Below are 20703 nucleotides of genomic sequence, written 5' to 3' on the forward strand. Positions count from 1 at the left end.
GAGCGAGCACCGCAGGGCGCGGCGAGGATAAGGCAAGCGGCCGGACGGCCGCGCCCGCCGTTTGAGGGAACACTTTATTCAGCAGGCGGGATCACCAAAATCTTGTCGATGCGGCGGCCGTCCATGTCCACCACCTCGAAGCGGTATCCCGCGTGGCTGATGCCCTCGCCCACGCGGGGCAGGTGGCCCAGCTTGAACAACAGGAAGCCGGCCAGGGTCAGATAGTCGCCGCCATCGCGCAGGCCCGGCAGTTCCAGGACGTGCGACGCCTCCTCGATGTCCATGCGGCCGTCGATGAGCATGGAGCCGTCCTCCCGCCGCACGAATTCATCCTCATCCACATCGTGCGCCTCGGGCAGGTCGCCGGCGATCGATTCCAGGATGTCGGTCAGGGTGACGATGCCCTCGGCACTGCCGTACTCGTCCACCACCAGGGCCATCTGCTGGCCGGAGGAGCGGAACAGCTCCAGCAGGCGCATGACCTGGGTGCCGTCATGGACGATCAGGGCGGGGTTGGCCAGCTTGCCCAGGTCCGGCGTTTCGCCCGCCAGCACGGCGTCCAGCACGGCCTTGGCGTGCAGTACGCCCACCACCTCGTCCAGGCTGCCGCGGCAGATGGGGAAACGGCTGTGGTGGCTTTCCTGGATTTCCTTGGTCAGCTGCTCCACGTCGTCGTTCAGATCCAGCCACATGACATCCAGGCGCGGGGTCATGATGGCGCGCGCCGGCCGGTCGGACAGACCCAGCACGCCCTCGATCATGCGCTTCTCTTCCGGCTCGAACACGCCGGCGGCCGTGCCCTCGGCGATCAGGCTTTTCACCTCCTCTTCGGTGACGGCGTTCTCCGGCTTGCCCGCGGCACCGAACAGCTTCAGCACCAGTTCGGTGGCGGCACCCAGGAACCAGGCGACGGGGGAGGCGACGCGCGACAGGCCCTGCAGGAAAGGGGCGGTCAGCACGGCGATGCGCTCGGTCGCGAACAGGGCCAGGCGCTTGGGCACCAGTTCGCCCACGATCAGCGAGAGGAGGGTGATGCACACCACCACCAGGGCGACGGCGATGCTGTCGGCGTGCGGGGCCAGGGCCGGAATGGTCGCCAGGCTTTCCGCGAGGGGGCCAGACAGGGTGGCGCTGCCGAAGGCGCCTTCCACGATGGCGATCATGGTGATGCCGATCTGCACCGTGGACAGGAAATGCGACGGGCTGTCCTGCAGGGCCAGGGCCGTGCGGGCGCCGCGTTGCCCTTTCTCCGCCAAGGCGGTCAGCCGGCTGCGCCGGGCGGACAGGACGGCCAGTTCGGACATGGCGAAAAAGCCGTTCAGCAGGATCAGCAGAACCAGGATGGCGACTTGCAGGTAAAGCATCAGGGCGGCGTCGGAGCCTGTCGGGAGGGAAGGTACACGCGGCACGATAGCATGGACGGACAGTCTGTCGCGTCCAACCATCACGGAGGTGGCCAAGTTTTACGGCTTATGCCTTTAAAACGGCGACGGGACCAGGGGCGGGGCCATGACGTTTTCGCGACCATCGCCCCGCCCGCCGCAAGCGGTCTTGATTCCCGTGCGGACTCGTATTATCTCCGCTAGCACTCACCGGGGTTGAGTGCTAACAGCAGGCTCGACCCCACAGCTTTTGCCTTTTAAGGGAGAGACCCTATGAAGTTCCGTCCGCTGCACGACCGCGTGGTGGTGCGCCGCGTCGAGAGTGAGCAGAAGACCGCCGGCGGCATCATCATCCCCGATACCGTCAAGGAAAAGCCCCAGGAGGGCGAGGTCGTCGCCGTGGGCCCCGGCGCCCGTGACGAGCAGGGCAAGCTGATCGCCCTGGACGTGAAGGCTGGTGATCGCGTGCTGTTCGGCAAGTGGTCGGGCACCGAGGTCAAGATCGATGGGGCCGAATACCTCATCATGAAGGAATCCGACATCCTGGGCATCGTCGCCTGATTGGATGGTCGGGCCGGCTGACCGCCCCAACCGCGTTGGACAGGTCGCCGCTCGGGATTTCCCCTCATAGCCATCATGGGCCCTGATCGCGGGCCCCGGAAATTCAAGGAAGAGAGATCATGGCTGCCAAGGAAGTGAAGTTTGGCGTCGATGCCCGCAACCGCATGCTGCGCGGCGTGGACATCCTGGCCGACGCGGTGAAGGTGACCCTGGGTCCCAAGGGCCGCAACGTCGTCATCGAGAAGAGCTTCGGCGCCCCGCGCATCACCAAGGACGGCGTCAGCGTCGCCAAGGAGATCGAGCTGTCGGACAAGTTCGAGAACATGGGCGCCCAGATGGTGCGCGAAGTGGCCTCGAAGACCAACGACATCGCCGGTGACGGCACCACCACCGCCACCGTGCTGGCCCAGGCCATCGTGCGCGAGGGCGCCAAGGCCGTCGCCGCCGGCCTGAACCCGATGGACGTGAAGCGCGGCATCGACCTCGCCGTGGCCGCCGTCATCAACGACATCAAGGGCCGCTCCAAGAAGATCTCGACCAACGCCGAGATCGCCCAGGTCGGCACCATCTCCGCCAACGGCGAGGCCGAGATCGGCGAGATGATCGCCCGCGCCATGGAGAAGGTGGGCAACGAGGGCGTCATCACGGTGGAAGAGGCCAAGAGCTTCGACACCGAGCTGGAAGTCGTCGAGGGCATGCAGTTCGACCGGGGCTACCTGTCGCCGTACTTCGTGACCAACGCCGACAAGATGACGGCGGAGCTGGAAAGCCCGTACATCCTGCTGCACGAGAAGAAGCTGGGCAGCCTGCAGCCCCTGCTGCCGGTGCTGGAAGCCGTCGTGCAGAGCAGCCGCCCGCTGCTGATCGTGTCGGAAGACGTGGAAGGCGAGGCGCTGGCCACCCTGGTGGTGAACAAGCTGCGCGGCGGCCTGAAGATCGCCGCCGTGAAGGCCCCGGGCTTCGGCGACCGCCGCAAGGCGATGCTGGAGGACATGGCCATCCTGACCGGCGGCCAGGTCATCTCCGAAGATCTGGGCATCAAGCTCGAGAACGTGTCGCTGGACATGCTGGGCACCGCCAAGAAGGTGGTGATCACGAAGGACGCGACCACGATCGTGGACGGCGTTGGCGCCAAGGCCGACATCGAGGCCCGCATCGGCCAGATCAAGGCGCAGATCGAGGAGACCACCTCGGACTACGACCGTGAGAAGCTGCAGGAGCGTCTGGCGAAGCTGGCGGGCGGCGTTGCCGTCATCCGCGTCGGCGGCGCCACCGAGGTCGAGGTGAAGGAGCGCAAGGACCGCGTTGACGACGCCATGCACGCCACCCGCGCCGCGGTGGAAGAGGGCGTGGTGGCCGGCGGCGGCACCGCCCTGCTGTACGCCACCAAAGCCCTGGACGGTCTGAAGCCGGCCAACGACGACCAGCGCGTGGGCGTGGACATCATCCGCAAGGCCCTGCAGTCGCCCGTGCGCCAGATCGCCTTCAACGCCGGCACCGACGGTTCCATCGTCGTCGGCAAGCTGCTGGACCAGTCCAGCGCCGACTTCGGCTACAACGCCCAGACCGGTGAGTTCGGCGACATGTTCGCCTTCGGCGTCATCGACCCGACGAAGGTGGTCCGCACCGCCCTGCAGGACGCGGCCTCCGTGGCCGGCCTGCTGATCACCACCGAGGCGATGGTCGCCGAGAAGCCCGAGAAGAAGGCCCCTCCGGCCGGCGCCCCGGGCATGGGTGACATGGACTTCTAATTCGTCCCCAAGACGAATTGGAAATGAGAGGGCCGGCTTCCGAAAGGGGGCCGGCCTTTTTCTTTTGGCCGCATTCTTTCAGCGGGCTTGGCAGATGCGGGCCGGTGGAGTTTCATTCGTGGGCCCCATCCCCCGCGCGACAGGCGGTGCGCCCATGGCCTTGCTGGACGGCTTCACCCATCATCGCATCGCCACCGGCACGGTGGACATCCACGTGGCCCAGGGTGGCGAGGGGCCGCCCCTGCTGTTGCTGCACGGCTTTCCCGAGACGCACGCCATGTGGCGCACGGTGGCGCCGGATCTGGCCCGGCGCTACACGGTGGTGGCGGCCGACCTGCGTGGTTATGGTGACAGCGACAAGCCGGCGGATGCGGGCGATACCGACCACGCGCTCTATTCCAAGCGGGCCATGGCGGCGGACATGGTGGCGGTGATGGCGGCCTTGGGCCATTCCCGCTTCCGCCTGGCGGCGCACGATCGGGGTGCCCGCGTGGCGCACCGCCTGGCGCTGGACCATCCGGAACGGGTGGAGCGGCTGTGCCTCATGGACATCGTGCCCGGTTCCGTCGTCTACGGCACGGTGGACCAGCGGGTGGCCACCGCCTATTGGCACTGGTTCTTCCTGATCCAACCGGCGCCCTTTCCGGAGCGGCTGCTGGGCCTTGATGCCGAGTTCGTGCTGACCAGCGCGCTTCGGGGGCTGTCGCCCCATGTCGGCCAAGGGGAGGCGTCGCCTTTTCCGCCGGCGGTGATGGCGGACTATCTGCGCTGTTTCCGGGACCCGGCCACCCTGCACGCCATGTGCGAGGACTACCGCGCCGGCGCTGGCATCGATCTGACACACGAGGCGGAGGACCGGCGGCTGGGCCGGCGCATCCAGTGCCCGACACTGGTCCTATGGGGGAAGAAGGGACTCGTGGGCCGCGCCTACGACCCGCTGGCCGTGTGGGGGGAGGTCTGCCGCGACCTCAAGGGCGAGGCCCTGGACTGCGGCCACTTCCTACCCGAAGAGCGCCCGCAGGATGTCCTGCGCGCGCTCTTGGACTTCATGGGCTAGCTGCTACGCCTCGTTTCCTTTTCCCTAGGCCGCGACTGCCGCCGCCGGAGATTTCCGGGGAGCGAAGCGGACTGGAAATCGAGGACAGCCGAGGGCGCGGATGCGCCCGTCCGGCGTTTGAGGATACAATAAGCTCAGTGCACCCGCTGGGGTTCCATGTCGTGCTGGCGGACTGAGGCCAACGCCACTTCGGGCGAGGCGGCCACGGCCAGCGGGGTGCCGTCGGCGGCGTGGATGGCATAGCCCAGGATGCCCTGGGTCACCACCGGCTTCACGTAGGCCAGGACGTTCACGCCGAAGGCGGCGAAGTCCTGGGTGGACAGGTGACGCAGGGCGTCGGGGCTCAGCGTCTGGAATTCGGTGTCGAAGCTGTCGGTCATGATGTCACTCGCTTTTCGCAACGTGAGGAAGGACAGGCTTTTGGAAGCCCTGTCAGGGTGAAGGCGGAAAGTGGCCCGATCAGGGATCAAGCAGGGTTTTTATCGGGCGAAACGTCGATGGTTTGTGGCTCGGGCGTGCCCTCGCCGGCGCCGCTGATCTTGATGGTGCGCACCTTGGGTTCCGGGATGGGCCGGCGCAGGTCGATGTGCAGCAGGCCGTTGTCCAGGCTGGCGCCCAGCACCTCGATGCCGTCGGCCAGGACGAAGCTGCGCTGGAACTGCCGGGCGGCGATGCCGCGGTGCAGGTAGATGCGCGACTTGTCGTCCTGCTGGCGGCCCCGGATGATCAGCTGGTTGTCCTCTGTCTGCACCTGCAGGTCGTCGAAGGTGAACCCGGCCACGGCCAGCGAGATGCGCAGGCCATCGTCGCCAACCTGCTCGATGTTGTAAGGGGGATAGCCCTCGGCGGCGGACTTGGAAATCCGGTCGAGCGTACGCTCGAACTGGTCGAAACCCAGCAGGAAGGGGCTGTTCAGGAACGAGACGCGGGTATTCATGATGGCGGCAACCTCCTCCAACGAGCGAGTGTGCGGGGCGGCCTCTGCGCCGGGCTCCATCCGAACCCCGGTGCCTTCGGCCCGCTGCTCGGCGGCCCGGGAACGGCACCGCCTCACGACATACATGGGTACCGCCTCCAACGGTTCAAGACAAGCGCCCGCGCGCGCCGGCGGGCGGTTCGGGGGCACCGCCGCGGCGGCCCGCCCTCCCTGTGATCACCATCATGGCGGACGGACACATGCCTTTCGGCCAGGGGAAAGGGCGGGAGTTAGATACCCCCAGAAACTGTGGATAAGTCTGTGAGCGGGTGGTGCTGGGGCCAGGAGTCCCGGGGCTCTGCGCTCTTTGCCTCAAAAATAGGCAAGAAAAGCAAGCCGTTGAAAATAAAAGATATTAACGAAAATTCGTTTGCATCGCCGGGGGTATTTCCTTATCGCGAAGGGCCATGGGCAGCCTTGATTCGGCCTTGACAGGCTTGTGGACCGCCGAACGCCCGAGTCCGCGTCGGGGAGCATGGGGATTCCTTGAGGCTAGGCCCTCCGGCAGGGGACCCGAGTCGTGCCGCCGCTGGTTCCCCTTGCCGTTGGTGGGGGTTTATCTCCGGCGTCGCGCTTGATCGGCCGCCGGGGTCATGACACAAGCATTGCCATCTACCATTCAGGCTTACCGCCTTTTTCGAGGTGACCCATGCGTCGTCTGTTCTTGGCCCTTGTTCTCGGTTTGCTGGTCGTGGCGCCCGTCGGCGTGGGCGCACGGTTCGCCTGGGCCCAGTCGGGCGGCTTCGGCTTCGCCGATGAGACGCCCATCACCTTGAACGTGGCCGAGATCGAGGTGGTGAACGACTACGTGTCGCCCATGAAGCCGCCCAACATCGAATACCAGCTGCAGCTGACCCCGGCCGAGGTGGTGCGCCTGTGGGTGCAGGACCGGCTGAAGGCCGCCGGCTCCAGCGGCAAGGCCCGGGTCGTCATCAAGAACGCCAGCATCGTCGAAGTGAACCTGCCGCGCACCACGGGTGTAAAGGGGTGGTTCACCACCGACCAGTCCCAGCGCTATGACGGCCGGGTCGAGGTGGAGATCCAGGTGGACATGCCGGCCAAGGGCTATGCCGGCAGCACCTCCGTGGTGGTGACCTCCAGCCAGTCGGTATCCGAGGACGTGACCCTGAACCAGCGGGAAAAGACCTGGTCGCAGCTGGTGCGCGACATGGCCCGCGACATGGACGCCCAGCTGGCCAAGGGCATTCGCGACAACCTGTTCGCGGCGATGATCCTCTGAGTTCCTCAAGCGCCGGCAGGGCCATCCTTGATTTCCAGTCCGCCACGCTCCCGGAAATCTTCGGCACCCCGGTCGGGGCCTAGGAAAAACAAAAGGAAAGGCCGGTGGCGCTGCTTCAAGCGCCACCGGCCTTTTTCGTCGGCGCTGGGGCTCAAGCCTCAGAACATGCTGCCGGCCGGGCTGGGGTTGCCGATCATGGCCAGGAACTCGCGCCGCGTGCTGGGGTCGTTGCGGAAGGCGCCCAGCATGCGGCTGGTGACCATGGACACGCCGGGCTTGTGCACGCCGCGGGTGGTCATGCACTGGTGCGCCGCCTCGATCACCACGGCCACGCCCAGGGGCTGCAGCACCTCGTCGATGGTGTTGGCGATCTGCGAGGTCATCTTCTCCTGGATCTGCAGGCGCTTGGCATAGACCTCCACCACCCGCGCCAGCTTGGAGATGCCGACGACGCGCGAGCGCGGGAGATAGGCCACGTGGGCCACGCCGATGATGGGCACCATGTGGTGCTCGCAATAGCTTTCGAAGCGGATGTCGCGCAGCACGACCATCTCGTCGTAGCCGTCGGTCTCCTCGAAGGTGCGGGCCAGCAGCTCCATGGGGTCGGAGGCATAGCCGGCGAAGAACTCCTCATAGCTGCGGACCACACGGTCTGGCGTACCCAGCAGGCCTTCGCGCGTGGGATCGTCGCCGGCCCAGCGCAGCAGGGTGCGCACCGCTTCCTCCGCCTCCTCCCGGCTGGGACGGCCTTGGGCGGCTACGGTGCGGCGCCCATGGACCGGCCCGGCCACGATCTTGTCGGCGGGGATGTTTTTGGCGTGGGTCACGGTGTTTCTCCCTCGGGCGCACTGGCATGGATGGTGTGGGGGCCGTCAAGCCCCGGGTCGGGTGTGGAACAGTCAGGGGTATATATAGGCATCCGGCGGGGCCGTCTGTGACAGCGGCCGGACACCGCCCTCGCCTTCATCTACGCGCGGAAGGGGGCGTCAGTTCAGCGCCCCGCGCTCGTGGGGGCTATCCAGCGAGAAGGCCGGGATGCGCACGTCGAAACGGCTGCCGTCCGTGCGCTCCATCTGATAGCTGCCGACCATGATGCCCGACGGCGTGCTCAGCGGCGTGCCGCTGGTGTATTCGAAGGACTGGCCGGGGCTCAGCACCGGCTGCTCGCCCACGACGCCGGCGCCCCGCACCTCCTGCACCCGGCCGCGGGCGTCGGTGATGTGCCAATGGCGGCTGCGCAATTGCACCGTCTCGCCGCCGGTGTTCTCAATTCGCACGGTGTAGGCCCAGACATAGTGCCCTTCGCCCGGGGACGATTGGTCCTCCAGGAATTCGGGGCGCACGCTGATCCGGATGGCGTGGGTGGTTTCACTGTACATGGGACGTGTCTTTCGGGGGACGTGTCTTTCAGGGCGTTCTTCCCGTGTCGCCGGCCGGCGGCTGGCTCATCCAGCGCCTGGTTGGTCCGCGACAAAATCTCCTGTCCCATCCTTCTTAGGCCTGTTCGTGGCCAATCTCCAGGATCTTGGGGGATGCGGGGCCGCGCCCCGGGTCGGCATGTCCGAGGCGTGGGCGCTGCAGCAATGCGGGGAATGGGATGCCGACCCCGGCCCAGCGGGGATCAGACCCAAAAAACACGCTTGCGCCCGGTGGAGCTTGGCCTCATATAGGCCCTCGGGTGCAACTACCGACGGCGCGTTACATGTACGCCAGCCTCCTCCTTCGACGACGATCCTACGGTCGCCCGCCTTGCGGGCGACAGGGTCGTATCACGGCCGGATGCTGAAGCGTCGCCCCACTCCTGGCGACGCCCCTCGGTTCCGGTCTCTAGGCGCCCGCGGCGCCATCGCTTTAGAGAACCGGGACACCCCAATCGTATGATCCTGACGACTGAGCTGCCGGCGCACGCCGGCGCCATCGAACGCCTGCTCGACACCGCCTTCGGACCGAAGCGCAAAGCCAAGACCGTTTACCGCCTGCGCCGTGGCGTCGCCCCCGTGGCGGACCTGTGCATGGTGGCCCTGGATGATGAGGCGCCGGGCTACTCCGCCGCCCAGCCGCGCCTGGTGGCGTCCATCCGCTACTGGCCGGTCATGGCCGCCGACGGCACCATGACCCTGATGCTGGGTCCCATCGCGGTGGCCGAGGACTGCCGGTCCATGGGCCTGGGCGGCCAGCTGATCCGCGCCAGCCTGGCCCGGGCCCAGGCGCTGGGTTACGCCAGCGTGCTGCTGGTGGGCGACGCCCCCTACTACAACCGCTTCGGCTTCACCCGCCAGCCGGTGCTGGGCCTGAAGCTGCCGGGCCCGGTGGAACTGGACCGCTTCCTGGGTCTGGAGTTCATTCCCGGCTCCCTCGGCAACGCCCACGGCATGCTGGGCCGCGCCCCGGTGACCCGCACGGCCGTCCCCGCCGCCGCGCCGGCCGGCCAAGCCGATGCCGCTCAGGCTGTCGCCCCCCAGGCCGACACGGGCGTCGCCAAGCTGGCCCGCCCGCGCCGGAGGGCGGTTCGCTGAACCATCCGGCCCCCCGGCCAATTGCAACGGCCGGGACCCGTGACTGACGTGCTCCTGAGGTCCGATGTTTCCCGCGTTTGCAAGCGGCGGCCCTACTGCCGCTTGAACGCCGCCCCGGAAAGCCCTATAAGCTCCTTCCCGGCGCGGGTGTAGCTCAATGGTAGAGCAGAAGCTTCCCAAGCTTACGACGAGGGTTCGATTCCCTTCACCCGCTCCAGTTCAGGCTAACCGAAACCAGCCGCAGGCCCCTTTTCGCGTGGCCGTCCCCGACAGAACCGTTTCGCGGCGCGTCCGACGCGCGGGCCTTCATCCCCGCCGCCTCACTGTCGCCACGGTTCCTCCCCACATTACAAGTGTGTAACCCATCCGGGGCTTGGTCGCTTTCCCGTTGAATTGCCGGGCCAGTGGGACAATATGGAAATCGCGGCCCATGGGGGTCGCCTGGGTTTAACCTGGGATCATTCGAGGAACGTCATGGCTATTGGACCCTACAATCGTTTTGCGTCGAGCACCGGCGCTTACGACCGGGCCCTGTTCGATGAGGGCCTGCGCCAGCACATGCTGCGCGTTTTCAACTATATGACCGTCGGCCTGATCGTCACCGGCCTTGTCGCCTTCTTCGGGGCCCAGTCCCCGGCCCTGGTGGCGGCCCTCTTCGGCACGCCGCTGAAGTGGGTGATCATGTTCGCCCCGGTCGGTTTCGTGCTGGTGCTGTCGGCGGGCATCAACCGCATGTCGGCCAGCACCATGCGTATGGTGTTCTTCGCCTACTGCGCCGTCATGGGCCTGTCGCTCATGAGCATCTTCCTGGTGTTCACCGGCGCCAGCATCGCCCGCGTGTTCTTCATCTCGGCGGCCACCTTCGCCGGCGCCTCGCTGTACGGCTACACCGCCAAGCGCGACCTGACGCAGTTCGGCTCCTTCCTGATCATGGGGCTGATCGGCATCATCATCGCCAGCCTGGTCAACATCTTCCTGGCCTCCAGCGCGCTGCAGTTCGCGGTGTCGGTGCTGGGCGTGCTGATCTTCACGGGCCTGACCGCCTATGACAGCCAGCGCATCAAGGAGATGTACGCCGAGTCCTGGGGTGTCGAGGCCAACACGAAGCTGGCCGTCATGGGCGCGCTCAGCCTGTACCTGGACTTCATCAACATCTTCATCTCCCTGATGCAGCTGATGGGCGACCGCCGCAACTAAGCGGAACCCGCCAGCGCGGAAAAGGTTGAGGGGCCGTCCGGGAAACCGGGCGGCCCTTTCCTTTTGGCACCACCCCTTGCCATGATGGGCGGGGCCTTGGGGGGCCGTCGCCCCGGTCGGGAGGTTCGCGCCATGATCTTCCTCTACACCGATTTCGGTTGGTCCGGCCCCTATGTCGGGCAGATGCGGGCGGTGCTGACGGCGCGGGCGCCGGTGGGCACCGCCGTCATCGACCTGATGCACGACGCCCCCGCCTTCGACCCCCTGGCCGCCGGCCGGCTGCTGGCCGCCATCCTGCCGGCCACGCTGGCGGCCCTGCCGCACACCACCGTGCCGGCCGTCTTCCTCGCCGTGGTGGATCCCGGCGTGGGCACCGGGCGCCGGCCCCTGGCCCTGCGCCTCGTGGGCAGCCAAGGGCGCCCCGTCTGGCTGGTGGGGCCGGACAACGGCCTGTTCCAGCCCGTGATCGCCGACACCACCGCCACCGGCGGGCTGGCCGAGGCATGGGAAATCACCTGGCGGCCCGACGCCCTGTCCGCCTCCTTCCACGGTCGAGACCTGTTCGCACCGGTGGCCGCGCTGGTGGCGGAAGGGCGGGAGCTGGGGGATTGGGCGCGCCCCCTGGCCCTGACGGATTTGATGGGGGCCGGCCTGGCGGGGGCGGCGCCAATGGGTGAAACAGGGAATGGCGGTGCCGCCGACAACGGCCGCATCCTCTATATCGACAGCTACGGCAACGGTTGGACCGGCCTGCGGCCGGCCGGTGTGCTGGACGGCACCGTGGCGCCCGACGCGCGGCTGTGGGTGGGCGGCTCCGCCGGCGGCCGGGCGGTGGAGCCCGCCCGCACCTTCGGCGCCGTGCCCCGGGGCGCGGCCTTCTGGTACGTCAATTCCAGCGGGCTGGTGGAGATCGCCGTGAACCAGGGCCGCGCCGACGACGCGCTGGGCTTCACCCTGGGCTCCCCCATCGGCGTGCGGGCACCTTACATCAAGCTCTGACGCAAGCAGTACGGCGCCGGTACCTTCCCTTCAACTAGGACGCGACCGTGTCCGTCGGAGCTTTCTGGGAGCCGAAGGCGGACTGGAAAGCGAAGGTGGCCCGCCGGCGTGTGAGACGAAAAATGGCGCGTCAGTGCGCCGTGGGCACCACCGTCGCCTCGTCCATCAGGGCCAGGAAAGGCAGGTCGCTGGGCTGGTTGCCATAGCCCCAGCGCCGGCCGTAGGGGCCCGTCTCCTCCATCCACAGGGCCAGGCGCCGGGCCTTCTCAGCGCGCACGCAATTGCCGGCCACCATCTCGCCGGTCAGCAGGCCATCGTCGCCCACCGCCATCTCCGTGCCCAGCAGGTCGTGCACCGGCAGGTCGGCCAGCAGGGCCGGCATGTACAGGGTGAGCGCGCCGGTGGCCACCAGGATCCGGTGGCCCTGGTCGGCATGGCGCATCAGGGTGTCGCGCAAGGGGGTGTGCCAACGCACCCAGGCGCCCATCTCCGCCGCGGCCTCCCGCGCCCGCTCCAGCGGCACGCCCGCCAGGCAGCGGCGCAGCAGCCGGCGCTTGAAGGCCGTCTTGAAATCGTCGTCCGCGTCGCCGGCGTCGCCGCCCTTCACCAGGGTTTCCCGGCCGGCCAGGGGGCGAACCGGTAACCGGCGTGACGCGGCGCCGGCCACGCTGCCGGCCAGATGGCGGCGCAGGGTCTCGCCCCCCGCCACCCGCGCCAGGAAGGGCAGCAGGCTGTCGCCCCGCGCCAGGGTGCCGTCGAAGTCGAACACCGCCAAGCCCGGCAAGTCGCCCTCCAAGGAAATGTCGCCCGCCCGGGGGGCGATGGTCATGGGGGCGGTGGACTGGGACATGGGCGGCATGAAGCTCTGCGGCAGGCGGGAAAGGGCGGGCGGCACCCGGTTCATCCGCGCCATAAAACGGGGTGGACCGCTTCCTCTCAAGGGTTTTTCGCGCTAAGTGTCGGCCTTTCCGCTCAAGACCGACGGCAGCGCCATGATCACCACCCCCACCACCCTTGCCGCCGCCACCCAAGGTGCGGCCAAGCCCTACAAAATCATCATCGACACCGACCCCGGCCAGGACGATGCCGTGGCCATCCTGCTGGCCCTGGCCAGCCCCGAGGATGTGGAGGTGTTGGGCATCACCGCCGTGGCCGGCAACGCGCCGCTGCCGTGGACGGAGAAGAACGCCCGCCGGGTGTGCGAGCTGGCGGGCCGGCCGGACGTGAAGGTGTTCGCCGGCTGTGACCGGCCCATGGTGCGCCTGCTGCACACCGCCCCCGAGGTGCATGGCGACACCGGCCTGGACGGCCCGGTGCTGCCCGAGCCCACCATGCCCCTGCAGGAGCGGCACGCGGTGGATTTCATCATTGAGACGGTGATGCGCGAGGAACCCGGCACCGTCACCCTGTGCCCCCTGGGGCCGCTGACCAACATCGCCCGCGCCCTGGTGAAGGAGCCGGCGATCGCCGCGCGTCTGCGCCAGATCGTGCTGATGGGCGGCGCGCAGATGGAAGGCGGCAATTCCACCCCCTGCGCCGAGTTCAACATCTATGTCGACCCGCACGCCGCCGACATCGTCTTCAAGTCGGGCGTGCCCATCGTCATGTTCCCGCTGGACGTCACCCACCAGGTGCTCACCGCCCGCCGCCACATGGACCGCATCCAGGCCGTGGGCAACCGCGTGGCCCAGGCGACGTACGAGATGCTGGACTTCTACCAGCGCTATGACGAGCACAAGTACGGCACCGACGGCGGTCCTCTGCACGACCCTTGCGTCATCGCCTGGCTGATCCGGCCGGGGATCTTCGAGGGCAGGACCGTGAACGTGGAGATCGAGATGGGCAGCCCGCTGACCACCGGGCAGACGGTCATAGACCGCTGGAACACCACCGGCCGGCCGCGCAACGCCACCGTCATGCTGAAGGCCGACAGCGACGCCTTCTTCGATCTGCTGGTGGAGCGGCTGCGGCGTTTCGGCTGACGCCCCAGCGCATTTTGGCGACGATGACAGATCGGCAATAGTTGCCGATCTGTCGGAATCTTTTGCCCGGGCCGGCATGGAGAAGGGGCATGCTTGGCCCGCCTGTACGCCGGCGAAATTGGCGGAACGCCTGGATTTTCGCGGATGAAGACGACGGCCCGGGCCTTGCTTGGGAAGACATGGTTAACCATGGCCACGCGCGGGTCATGGGGATCGCGTCATTCCACCTCATGGGGCAAGGGACCGAAGACCATGTCGTTCCTGAACACCAGCAACCACACCCAGTCCGCCGCCAACGCCTATGGCGGCTTCGGCACTGCGGGCAGCGGCGGCGTCAGCCCCGGCGGCTCGACGAATGGTCAGGGCAACAGCGCCCTGTCCAACGCCCAGACCGACAGCGCCTTCGCCGACTTGCTGAAGGGCGACGACGATCCGCAAACCATGCTGAAGGACATGACCTCTGGCGGCCTCCAGGGGTATTGGTCCTATCAGATCAAGCAGATGAAGCAGAAGATCGCCGAGGACACGCTGCAGTCCAAGGGCCTGACCCAGGACGATGTGGCCAAGATGCCCGCCGACCAGCGCGCCGACCTGGAACGCCAGATCATGCGCGAGGTGGAGCAGAAGGTCCGGCAGATGACCGCCTCCGGCAAGGATGGCAAGAGCGGCTTGGAAGACGCCGCCCAGATGGCGGCCGACGGCAGCGGCCAGAACGGCTTCGGCAGCCAGATGGCCGCCAACAGCAACCAGACCGGCGCCCGCAGCGGCGTGCCCATCGCCGGCGGCGATACCCTGCAGGGCATCCTGGCCGCCCAGGAGATGAGTGCTTAGTTTTTCGTTGCTTCCGGGGCGGGCCCGCCCCAGCGCAGGGTGGTGACCAGGCGGCCGGCGGTGCCATCCTCCAGCAGGATGCGCTCCCAGCGCATGCGGCTGCGGCGGATCAGCAGGTCGGGGCGGTGGTTGGTCTCCGTCTCCAGGTCCAGGACACCATCCGGCCGCTCGTACCAGCCGGCATCGGCCAAGCCGGCTTCCGCCTCCAGAATCTGCGGGGTGGCATAGCACAGCAGGGGTTGGCCCAGCACCGTGCTGGCGGGCACCGTCCACTCCGCCTCCCGCGCCGCCGAGGCCGCCAGCAGACGATGGCTGCGGTCGCAGATCAGGTGCACCGGATCGCGAGAGCGCCGCACCAGCCGTTTCAGGGCGCTGTCCTGACCGGGCCGGGCGGGCCCTGGGCTCAGCAACGCCGCGATGTGCGCGGCATGGGCCTCATCCGGCCAGGCCAGGCCCCGTTCCCAGCGCGACACGGTGGCCTGGGTCACGCCCAGCAACTCCGCCACATGCCCCTGCTTCAGGCCGCGCAGCCGGCGCAGGCGGCGCAAATCCTGGCCCACGGTGTGGCTGACCGCGTGCGCGTCCATCCCGGCCTCCCCAAAAGCGAAAGGGCGACCCGAAGGCCGCCCCATACCGTACCAGCTTCACCAGGACGCCGCTCAGTGCGACTTGCCGCTCTGGATGGAGCCGGAGATGGAACCGCCGTCGGCGATGCTGATGCGGCCGTAGCGGATGGTGCCGTCGACCTGGCCGGTCTCGCCGATGGACAGGGTGCCGGTCACCTCGATGGTGCCGGTGGCGCGGCCGGCGACCTTCATGCTTTCCACCACGGCGGTGCCCTCGAAATGGCCGCCCTCGGCCACCTCCAGCACCTTCACCTCGTTCAGCGTCACGTCGACCAGGCGGCCGGCGACATGCAGGGTGTGGCAATGGGAAATCTTGGCGCCCTCGATGCGGGCCTCGGGCGAGATGGTGGTGACGCCGCCGCCCAGGTCGGGCGTCGCTTCCGCCTGCGCTCGCCGTTCAGGCCCGGCCGCAGAAAGCTGCGCGGATCGAGGATGTCACTGGCCATCGGTCCCCCTCATCGTCCGGCCTGCGCCGGAACCAAAAAATTTTCCTGGTCCGGGCCGGCGCGCATTCCCCATGACACACCACCGCCCCCGCCGAAACGGGCTGGACGCATCAAAACTCTTAAGCGTTTCTGGGGCTTTTCGCAACATCTCCCGGGCCGGGGGCGCCGGCCTTGTCATCCGGGTTCATCCACGGGCCCACGCCACGCATGCGTCCCGCACGATGGGCGCATGGCAGGGGATCTCCAGAATGGGGCCGGTTGCGATTGACGGAGGGCTTGCCGCACACAATAGTCGGCGGTTCCAAACCCCGGTTGGTGCCCCGGGGGCGGCTCTGGTTTTGTGATAATTCCGTGTAACGCGCCACAAGAAATAAAGGAGTGTCTGGCCGTGATTCCTGTCGTGATGCCGACCTATTCCCGGATCGACGTTGTGTTCGAGCGGGGTGAGGGCTGCTTCCTTTACGACACCACCGGCCGACGATTCCTGGATTTCACCAGCGGCATCGCTGTGAACGCCCTCGGCCACGCCCATCCCTACCTGGTGGAGAAGCTGACCGAGCAGGCGCACAAGCTGTGGCACACCTCCAACCTGTTCCGCGTGGCGGGACAGGAGAAGCTGGCCAGCCGCCTGCGGGACCTGACCTTCGCCGACACCATGTTCTTCACCAACTCCGGTGTCGAGGCCTGGGAATGCGGCGTGAAGCTCATCCGCAAGTATCATTATGAGACCGGCCATCCGGAGAAGACGCGCTTCATCGTCGCCGGCGGCAACTTCCATGGCCGCACCATGACGGCCATCGCCGCCAGCGGCCAGGACAAGATGGTGAAGGGCTTCGGCCCCCTGCTGGACAGCTTCGACCGGGTCGCCTACGACAACCTGAACGAGCTGCGCGCCGCCATCACACCGGAGACGGGCGCCATCCTGGTGGAACCCATCCTGGGCGAGGGCGGTATGCGCCCGGCCAGCCTGGACTACCTGCGGGCCCTGCGCGCCATTTGCGACGAGTACGGCCTGCTGCTGTACTTCGACGAGATCCAGAGCGGCATGGGCCGGTCGGGCAAGCTGTTCGCCCATGAATGGGCGGGCATCACCCCGGACGTGATGTGCATCGCCAAGGGCATCGGCGGCGGCTTCCCGTTGGGCGCCTGCCTGGCCACCGAAAAGGCGGCCCAGGGCATGGTGGCCGGCACCCACGGCAGCACCTTCGGCGGCAACCCGCTGGCCATGGCCGTGGGCAACGCCGTGCTGGACGTGATGACGCAGCCGGGCTTCCTGGATAATGTCATCGCCAAGGGCGCCCTGCTGCAGGGCAAGCTGGAAGAGCTGGTGGCGCGCCATCCCACGGTGCTGGACAGCGTGCGCGGCAAGGGCCTGATCCTGGGCCTGAAATGCGTGACGCCGGCGGGCGACCTGGTCACCGCGTTGCGTGACAACGGCATGCTGGTGGTCTCCGCCGCCGACAACGTCGTCCGCATCCTGCCGCCGCTGATCGTGGGCGAGGCCGAGATCAACGAGGCCGTGGCCATTCTGGACCGCACCTGCGCGGCCCTGGCGGCCTGAGAGGTATCCACATCATGACCGCGACGACCAAGACGGTCCGGCATTTCCTGGACATCAGCGATTTCGACACGGCCACGCTGCGCGAGATCCTGAAGCGGGGCCGGGACCTGAAGCAGACCAACGGCACGGCCCAGCATCCCCAGCCCTTCCGGGGCCTGACGCTGGCCACCATTTTCGAGAAACCGTCCACCCGCACCCGCGTCTCGTTCGAGGTGGGGATGCGCCAGCTGGGCGGCGAGGTCATCACCTTGACGGGCCGCGAGATCCAGCTGGGTCATGGCGAGACCATCGCCGACACGGCCCGGGTGCTGTCCCGCTTCGTCAACGTCATCATGATCCGCACGGACCATGAGACGAAGGTGCATGAGATGGCGGGGGCCGCCAGCATCCCGGTCATCAACGGCCTGACCGACACCTCCCACCCCTGCCAGATCATGGCGGACATCATGACGTTCGAGGAGAAGCGCGGGCCCATCGAGGGCCGTGTGGTCTGCTGGAGCGGCGATGCTAACAACGTCTGCCAGAGCTGGATCCATGCCGCGGCACGCCTTGGCTTCGAGATGCGCGTGGCGGCGCCGGCCAGCCTGCAGCCCACGGCCGAGACCATCGCCTGGGCGGCGCGCGAAGGCGCCCGCCTGGTGGTGACCGAGGATCCCAAGGCCGCGGCCGAGGGTGCCGACATCGTGGTGACGGACACCTGGGTGTCCATGCATCACAAGGATGCGCCTGCGCGCATGGCATTGCTGGCCCCCTTCCAGGTCAATGACGCGCTGATGAAACTGGCCTCGCCCGACGCCATATTCATGCATTGCCTGCCGGCCCATCGGGAGGAGGAGGTGACCTCCTCTGTCATCGACGGGCCGCAGTCCGTCGTCTGGGACGAGGCGGAAAACCGCCTGCACGCCCAGAAGGGCATCCTGGCCTGGTGCCTGAACGCCTGATCGTTCCGGTACCGGACCCATGGTGTCCGGCCTTGAGGTGTTCCATAAGGCCCCGATCGGTTGACCCCGGTCGGGCGCCTTTGTTTTTGGGGTAAGCGATCATGACCACCGCCGCCGTTTCCGCCTTCGCCTCCACCCTTGTTTCCCGGGACATCGACGTGGTGCAGCCCTTCCAGCTGGACCGGTCCAACCTGCGCGGCCGCATGGTGCGCTTAGGGGCCGTGCTGGACGAGATCCTGGGCCGCCACGCCTATCCCGGCCCCGTCGCCCAGATGCTGGCGGAAACCATCACCCTGGCGACCACGCTGGCGGCGGCGCTGAAGTACGAGGGGGTCTTCACCCTGCAGACCAAGGGCGACGGCCCCATCAACCTCATGGTGGCCGACGTCACCAGCGCCGGTGCCGTGCGCGGCTACGCCCAGTTCGACGAGGACAAGCTGAAGGCCGCCCTGGAGGCCGCCGGTGAGGCCTCACGCCCGTGGGCCCCGGTGCCCACGCTGCTGGGCAAGGGCTACTTGGCCTTCACCGTCGACCAGGGCGAGCACACCCAGCGCTACCAGGGCATCGTCGGCCTGGAGGGCGACCGCATGGACGATTGCGTCCGCCACTATTTCACCCAGTCGGAACAGCTGGCCACGGGCATCGTCGTCCATGCCGGCCTATCTGACGGGGGCGCTTGGGGTGGCGGCGCCATCATGCTGCAGGCCCTGCCGGATGAGGATGCCGGCAGCGTGGCGTCGGACGCCAAGCCCAGCGACCTGGAGGACGACTGGCGCCGGGCGATGGCCCTGCTGTCCACCGTCACCCCGGCCGAGGTGCTGAACCCGGCGCTGCCGGTGAACGACGTGCTGTTCCGCCTGTTCCATGAGGAAGAGGCGCGGGCCTACGACCCGCACGGCCTGGCGGCCCAGTGCCGCTGCTCGCGGGAACGGGTGGTGACGGTGCTGAAGTCCCTGCCGCGCGAGGAAGTGGCCGAGCTGAAGGTGGATGGCGCCGTGGACGTCGCATGCGAGTTCTGCAGCACCCACTACCGCTTCGACGATGCCGAGCTTGAGACCGTTTACGGCTCGGCTTCCTGAGGTCGCGCTGTCGCTGGCCGGTTTCGCCCGGGCATGACGCCCACGGCGATTCCGGCCAGCACGCCCGCCAGCCCAAGGGCGTGGGCCAGGGTCGGCCGTTCACCCAATAGGAACAGCGACGGCACCAGCACGGTGACGGGCAGCAGGCCGGTGAACAGGCCGCTGCGGCTGGCGGGGATGCGGGCCGCACCGCGCAGCCAGAACACCACCGCCACCAAGCCGTTGCCCAGCGAGGCTGCGGCGTACAACGCCCAGGCGCCTGGCGACAGGGCTCCCCACAGCGACTCAGGCGTCATTCCCCGCGCCGTCACGATGGCGAAGGGCAGGGCCAGCACCGCCGCCATCAGATTGGCAAGGAAGGTGACGGCCAGGGGCGACACGCCCGCCAGCCGCCGGGCATAGACGTTGTACAGCCCCTCCGACACCACGGCCCCCAGGACCAGGGCGTTGCCGCGCAGGGTATCGCCGGCGCCGCCGTCTCCGTTGTTGGCAAGGTTCAGGGCGGCGATCCCGGCCATGGCCAGGGCGATGGCCGCGCCATTCCGCAGGGTCAGCCGCTCGCGCAGGATGGCGGCGGCGCACAGGGCGGTCACGGCGGGGATGGTGCTGGTCAGGATGCCGGCGGTGGTGGCGCTGGTGCCCCGCAGGCCATACATCAGGAAGACGTTGAACAGCACCATGCCGAACAGCGACAGCAGAGCCAGGCTGGCCCAGTCGCCGCCCGTGGCCGGCCAGGCCCGGCGCCCGTGGCGGACGGCCCAGGGGCCAAGCGCCAGCGCCACCAGGGTGAAGCGCACGTCGGCGGCCACCAGGGGTGGCACGCTGGCCACCGCCATCTTGCTGATGGGCACGGACAGGCCGACCAGGATCATGGCGGCGGTGAGGGAGAGATAGGCGGAACGCATGGGCGCCACTGTAGCCGCTCAAGCATCCCGCCAACACCCCGGGGTCAATATCGCTGTTGAAGCGGGGCCCGCCAGCGCTTACTTGCAGTGCCTGACTGTTTGCCTTTCCCGAGGATGACGACAATGACGACCGAAACCGCGACGCTGGCCGGTGGCTGCTTCTGGGGTATGGAAGACCTGATCCGCAAGGTGCCGGGCGTGGTGGATACCCGCGTGGGCTACATCGGCGGCGAGCTGCGGAACCCCACTTACAAGGACGTGAAGACCGGCGCCACCGGGCACGCCGAAGCCATCGAGATCACCTTCGATCCGGCCAAGCTGACCTATCGCCGCCTGATTGAGTTCTTCTTCCAGATCCACGACCCGACGACGACCAACCGCCAGGGCAACGACATCGGCAGCCAGTACCGCAGCGCCATCTTCTACGCCTCGCCCGAGCAGAAGGCGACGGCCGAGGAGGTGACGGCCGAGGTCGACGCGTCGGGCCGCTGGCCGGGCAAGGTCGTCACCCAGATCGTGCCGGCGGGCACCTTCTGGGAGGCCGAGGATTATCACCAGGACTATCTGGAAAAGAACATCGGCGGCTACACTTGCCATTGGGTCCGCCCCGACTGGGTGCTGACCGGCAAGTAAGCCCGACCCCGAGCACTGAA

The 20703-nt window shown here is 67.8% G+C and carries 22 protein-coding genes and 1 tRNA gene; 14 read left to right on the forward strand and 9 right to left on the reverse strand.

The features are described from left to right. Positions 1-74 precede the first annotated feature (74 nt). Positions 75-1364: a hemolysin family protein gene (locus UAA55_RS30875; protein WP_322957666.1), complete on the reverse strand. Its 1290-nt coding sequence runs from the start codon at positions 1362-1364 to the stop codon at positions 75-77. Between the two features lie 291 nt (positions 1365-1655). Here UAA55_RS30875 and groES point away from each other — a divergent pair, with 291 nt between their 5' ends. The 3 genes from groES (at position 1656) to UAA55_RS30890 (ending at position 4751) form a co-directional block, all read left to right on the forward strand. Next, a complete protein-coding gene (groES, locus tag UAA55_RS30880) occupies positions 1656-1943 on the forward strand; it encodes a co-chaperone GroES (protein ID WP_040848135.1) in 288 nt (95 codons plus the stop codon). 119 nt (positions 1944-2062) lie between these two features. After that, the gene (gene groL, locus UAA55_RS30885) at positions 2063-3694 is read left to right on the forward strand and encodes a chaperonin GroEL (RefSeq protein ID WP_322957667.1); all 1632 of its coding nucleotides are present in this window, start codon (positions 2063-2065) and stop codon (positions 3692-3694) included. Between the two features lie 154 nt (positions 3695-3848). Next, positions 3849-4751, forward strand: coding sequence for an alpha/beta fold hydrolase (locus UAA55_RS30890; RefSeq protein WP_322957668.1), 903 nt, complete (start codon positions 3849-3851; stop codon positions 4749-4751). A 134-nt stretch (positions 4752-4885) separates the two neighbouring features. Here UAA55_RS30890 and UAA55_RS30895 read toward each other — a convergent pair whose 3' ends face one another. After that, a complete protein-coding gene (locus UAA55_RS30895; protein WP_088872263.1) occupies positions 4886-5131 on the reverse strand; it encodes a DUF1150 family protein in 246 nt (81 codons plus the stop codon). Positions 5132-5217: 86 nt separating this feature from the next. Then, positions 5218-5688, reverse strand: coding sequence for an Hsp20 family protein (locus UAA55_RS30900; RefSeq protein ID WP_322957669.1), 471 nt, complete (start codon positions 5686-5688; stop codon positions 5218-5220). A 688-nt stretch (positions 5689-6376) separates the two neighbouring features. On the opposite strand from UAA55_RS30900, the gene UAA55_RS30905 reads away from it, so the two are divergent. Further along, entirely contained in the window at positions 6377-6967 is a 591-nt protein-coding gene (locus UAA55_RS30905; RefSeq protein ID WP_322957670.1) for a hypothetical protein, read from the forward strand. Between the two features lie 158 nt (positions 6968-7125). Here UAA55_RS30905 and folE read toward each other — a convergent pair whose 3' ends face one another. Together folE and apaG are read right to left on the reverse strand one after the other, a co-directional pair. Next, on the reverse strand, positions 7126-7761 hold the full coding sequence (folE, locus tag UAA55_RS30910; RefSeq protein WP_322957807.1) for a GTP cyclohydrolase I FolE: 636 nt from the start codon (positions 7759-7761) through the stop codon (positions 7126-7128). 192 nt (positions 7762-7953) lie between these two features. Continuing rightward, complete coding sequence (gene apaG / locus UAA55_RS30915) at positions 7954-8346, reverse strand: Co2+/Mg2+ efflux protein ApaG (protein ID WP_322957672.1); 393 nt, start codon at positions 8344-8346, stop codon at positions 7954-7956. A gap of 498 nt (positions 8347-8844) precedes the next feature. Here apaG and UAA55_RS30920 point away from each other — a divergent pair, with 498 nt between their 5' ends. The 4 genes from UAA55_RS30920 to UAA55_RS30935 all read left to right on the forward strand — a co-directional run bounded on the left by UAA55_RS30920 (position 8845) and on the right by UAA55_RS30935 (position 11679). Further along, on the forward strand, positions 8845-9483 hold the full coding sequence (locus UAA55_RS30920; RefSeq protein WP_322957673.1) for a GNAT family N-acetyltransferase: 639 nt from the start codon (positions 8845-8847) through the stop codon (positions 9481-9483). Between the two features lie 143 nt (positions 9484-9626). Continuing rightward, a tRNA-Gly gene (locus UAA55_RS30925) sits at positions 9627-9700 on the forward strand. A gap of 257 nt (positions 9701-9957) precedes the next feature. After that, positions 9958-10680, forward strand: a complete 723-nt coding sequence (locus tag UAA55_RS30930; RefSeq protein WP_322957675.1) for a Bax inhibitor-1/YccA family protein — start codon at positions 9958-9960, stop codon at positions 10678-10680. 132 nt (positions 10681-10812) lie between these two features. Further along, positions 10813-11679, forward strand: coding sequence for an SAM hydrolase/SAM-dependent halogenase family protein (locus UAA55_RS30935; RefSeq protein ID WP_322957677.1), 867 nt, complete (start codon positions 10813-10815; stop codon positions 11677-11679). Positions 11680-11809: 130 nt separating this feature from the next. Here the strand turns inward: UAA55_RS30935 and UAA55_RS30940 are convergent, their stop codons facing one another. Then, positions 11810-12574: an HAD-IB family phosphatase gene (locus UAA55_RS30940; protein WP_322957679.1), complete on the reverse strand. Its 765-nt coding sequence runs from the start codon at positions 12572-12574 to the stop codon at positions 11810-11812. A 61-nt stretch (positions 12575-12635) separates the two neighbouring features. Here UAA55_RS30940 and UAA55_RS30945 point away from each other — a divergent pair, with 61 nt between their 5' ends. Next, the gene (locus tag UAA55_RS30945) at positions 12636-13661 is read left to right on the forward strand and encodes a nucleoside hydrolase (RefSeq protein ID WP_416235236.1); all 1026 of its coding nucleotides are present in this window, start codon (positions 12636-12638) and stop codon (positions 13659-13661) included. Positions 13662-13913: 252 nt separating this feature from the next. Further along, on the forward strand, positions 13914-14492 hold the full coding sequence (locus UAA55_RS30950; RefSeq protein WP_322957681.1) for a hypothetical protein: 579 nt from the start codon (positions 13914-13916) through the stop codon (positions 14490-14492). Here the strand turns inward: UAA55_RS30950 and UAA55_RS30955 are convergent. Together UAA55_RS30955 and UAA55_RS30960 are read right to left on the reverse strand one after the other, a co-directional pair. After that, the gene (locus UAA55_RS30955) at positions 14489-15079 is read right to left on the reverse strand and encodes a helix-turn-helix domain-containing protein (RefSeq protein ID WP_322957683.1); all 591 of its coding nucleotides are present in this window, start codon (positions 15077-15079) and stop codon (positions 14489-14491) included. The two genes, UAA55_RS30950 and UAA55_RS30955, sit on opposite strands and share 4 nt — an antisense overlap. A 72-nt stretch (positions 15080-15151) precedes the next feature. Continuing rightward, positions 15152-15484: a bactofilin family protein gene (locus UAA55_RS30960; protein WP_322957809.1), complete on the reverse strand. Its 333-nt coding sequence runs from the start codon at positions 15482-15484 to the stop codon at positions 15152-15154. Between the two features lie 468 nt (positions 15485-15952). Between UAA55_RS30960 and UAA55_RS30965 the strand changes: the two genes are divergently transcribed. The 3 genes from UAA55_RS30965 (at position 15953) to hslO (ending at position 19145) form a co-directional block, all read left to right on the forward strand. Then, complete coding sequence (locus UAA55_RS30965) at positions 15953-17125, forward strand: aspartate aminotransferase family protein (RefSeq protein WP_322957685.1); 1173 nt, start codon at positions 15953-15955, stop codon at positions 17123-17125. Between the two features lie 14 nt (positions 17126-17139). Continuing rightward, positions 17140-18066 carry an ornithine carbamoyltransferase gene (gene argF / locus UAA55_RS30970; protein ID WP_322957686.1) on the forward strand — a complete coding sequence of 309 codons (927 nt, stop codon included), beginning with the start codon at positions 17140-17142 and terminating at the stop codon, positions 18064-18066. Between the two features lie 101 nt (positions 18067-18167). Next, entirely contained in the window at positions 18168-19145 is a 978-nt protein-coding gene (hslO, locus tag UAA55_RS30975) for an Hsp33 family molecular chaperone HslO (protein WP_322957688.1), read from the forward strand. On the opposite strand, the gene UAA55_RS30980 is transcribed toward hslO, so the two are convergent. Further along, positions 19127-20050: a DMT family transporter gene (locus UAA55_RS30980; RefSeq protein ID WP_322957690.1), complete on the reverse strand. Its 924-nt coding sequence runs from the start codon at positions 20048-20050 to the stop codon at positions 19127-19129. The genes hslO and UAA55_RS30980 overlap by 19 nt on opposite strands. Before the next feature lie 123 nt (positions 20051-20173). On the opposite strand from UAA55_RS30980, the gene msrA reads away from it, so the two are divergent. Then, complete coding sequence (msrA, locus tag UAA55_RS30985) at positions 20174-20683, forward strand: peptide-methionine (S)-S-oxide reductase MsrA (RefSeq protein ID WP_322957692.1); 510 nt, start codon at positions 20174-20176, stop codon at positions 20681-20683. The last annotated feature ends 20 nt before the right edge of the window (positions 20684-20703 follow it).

It is taken from the genome of Nitrospirillum guanabarense (genome assembly GCF_034653355.1).
GTDB lineage: Bacteria > Pseudomonadota > Alphaproteobacteria > Azospirillales > Azospirillaceae > Nitrospirillum.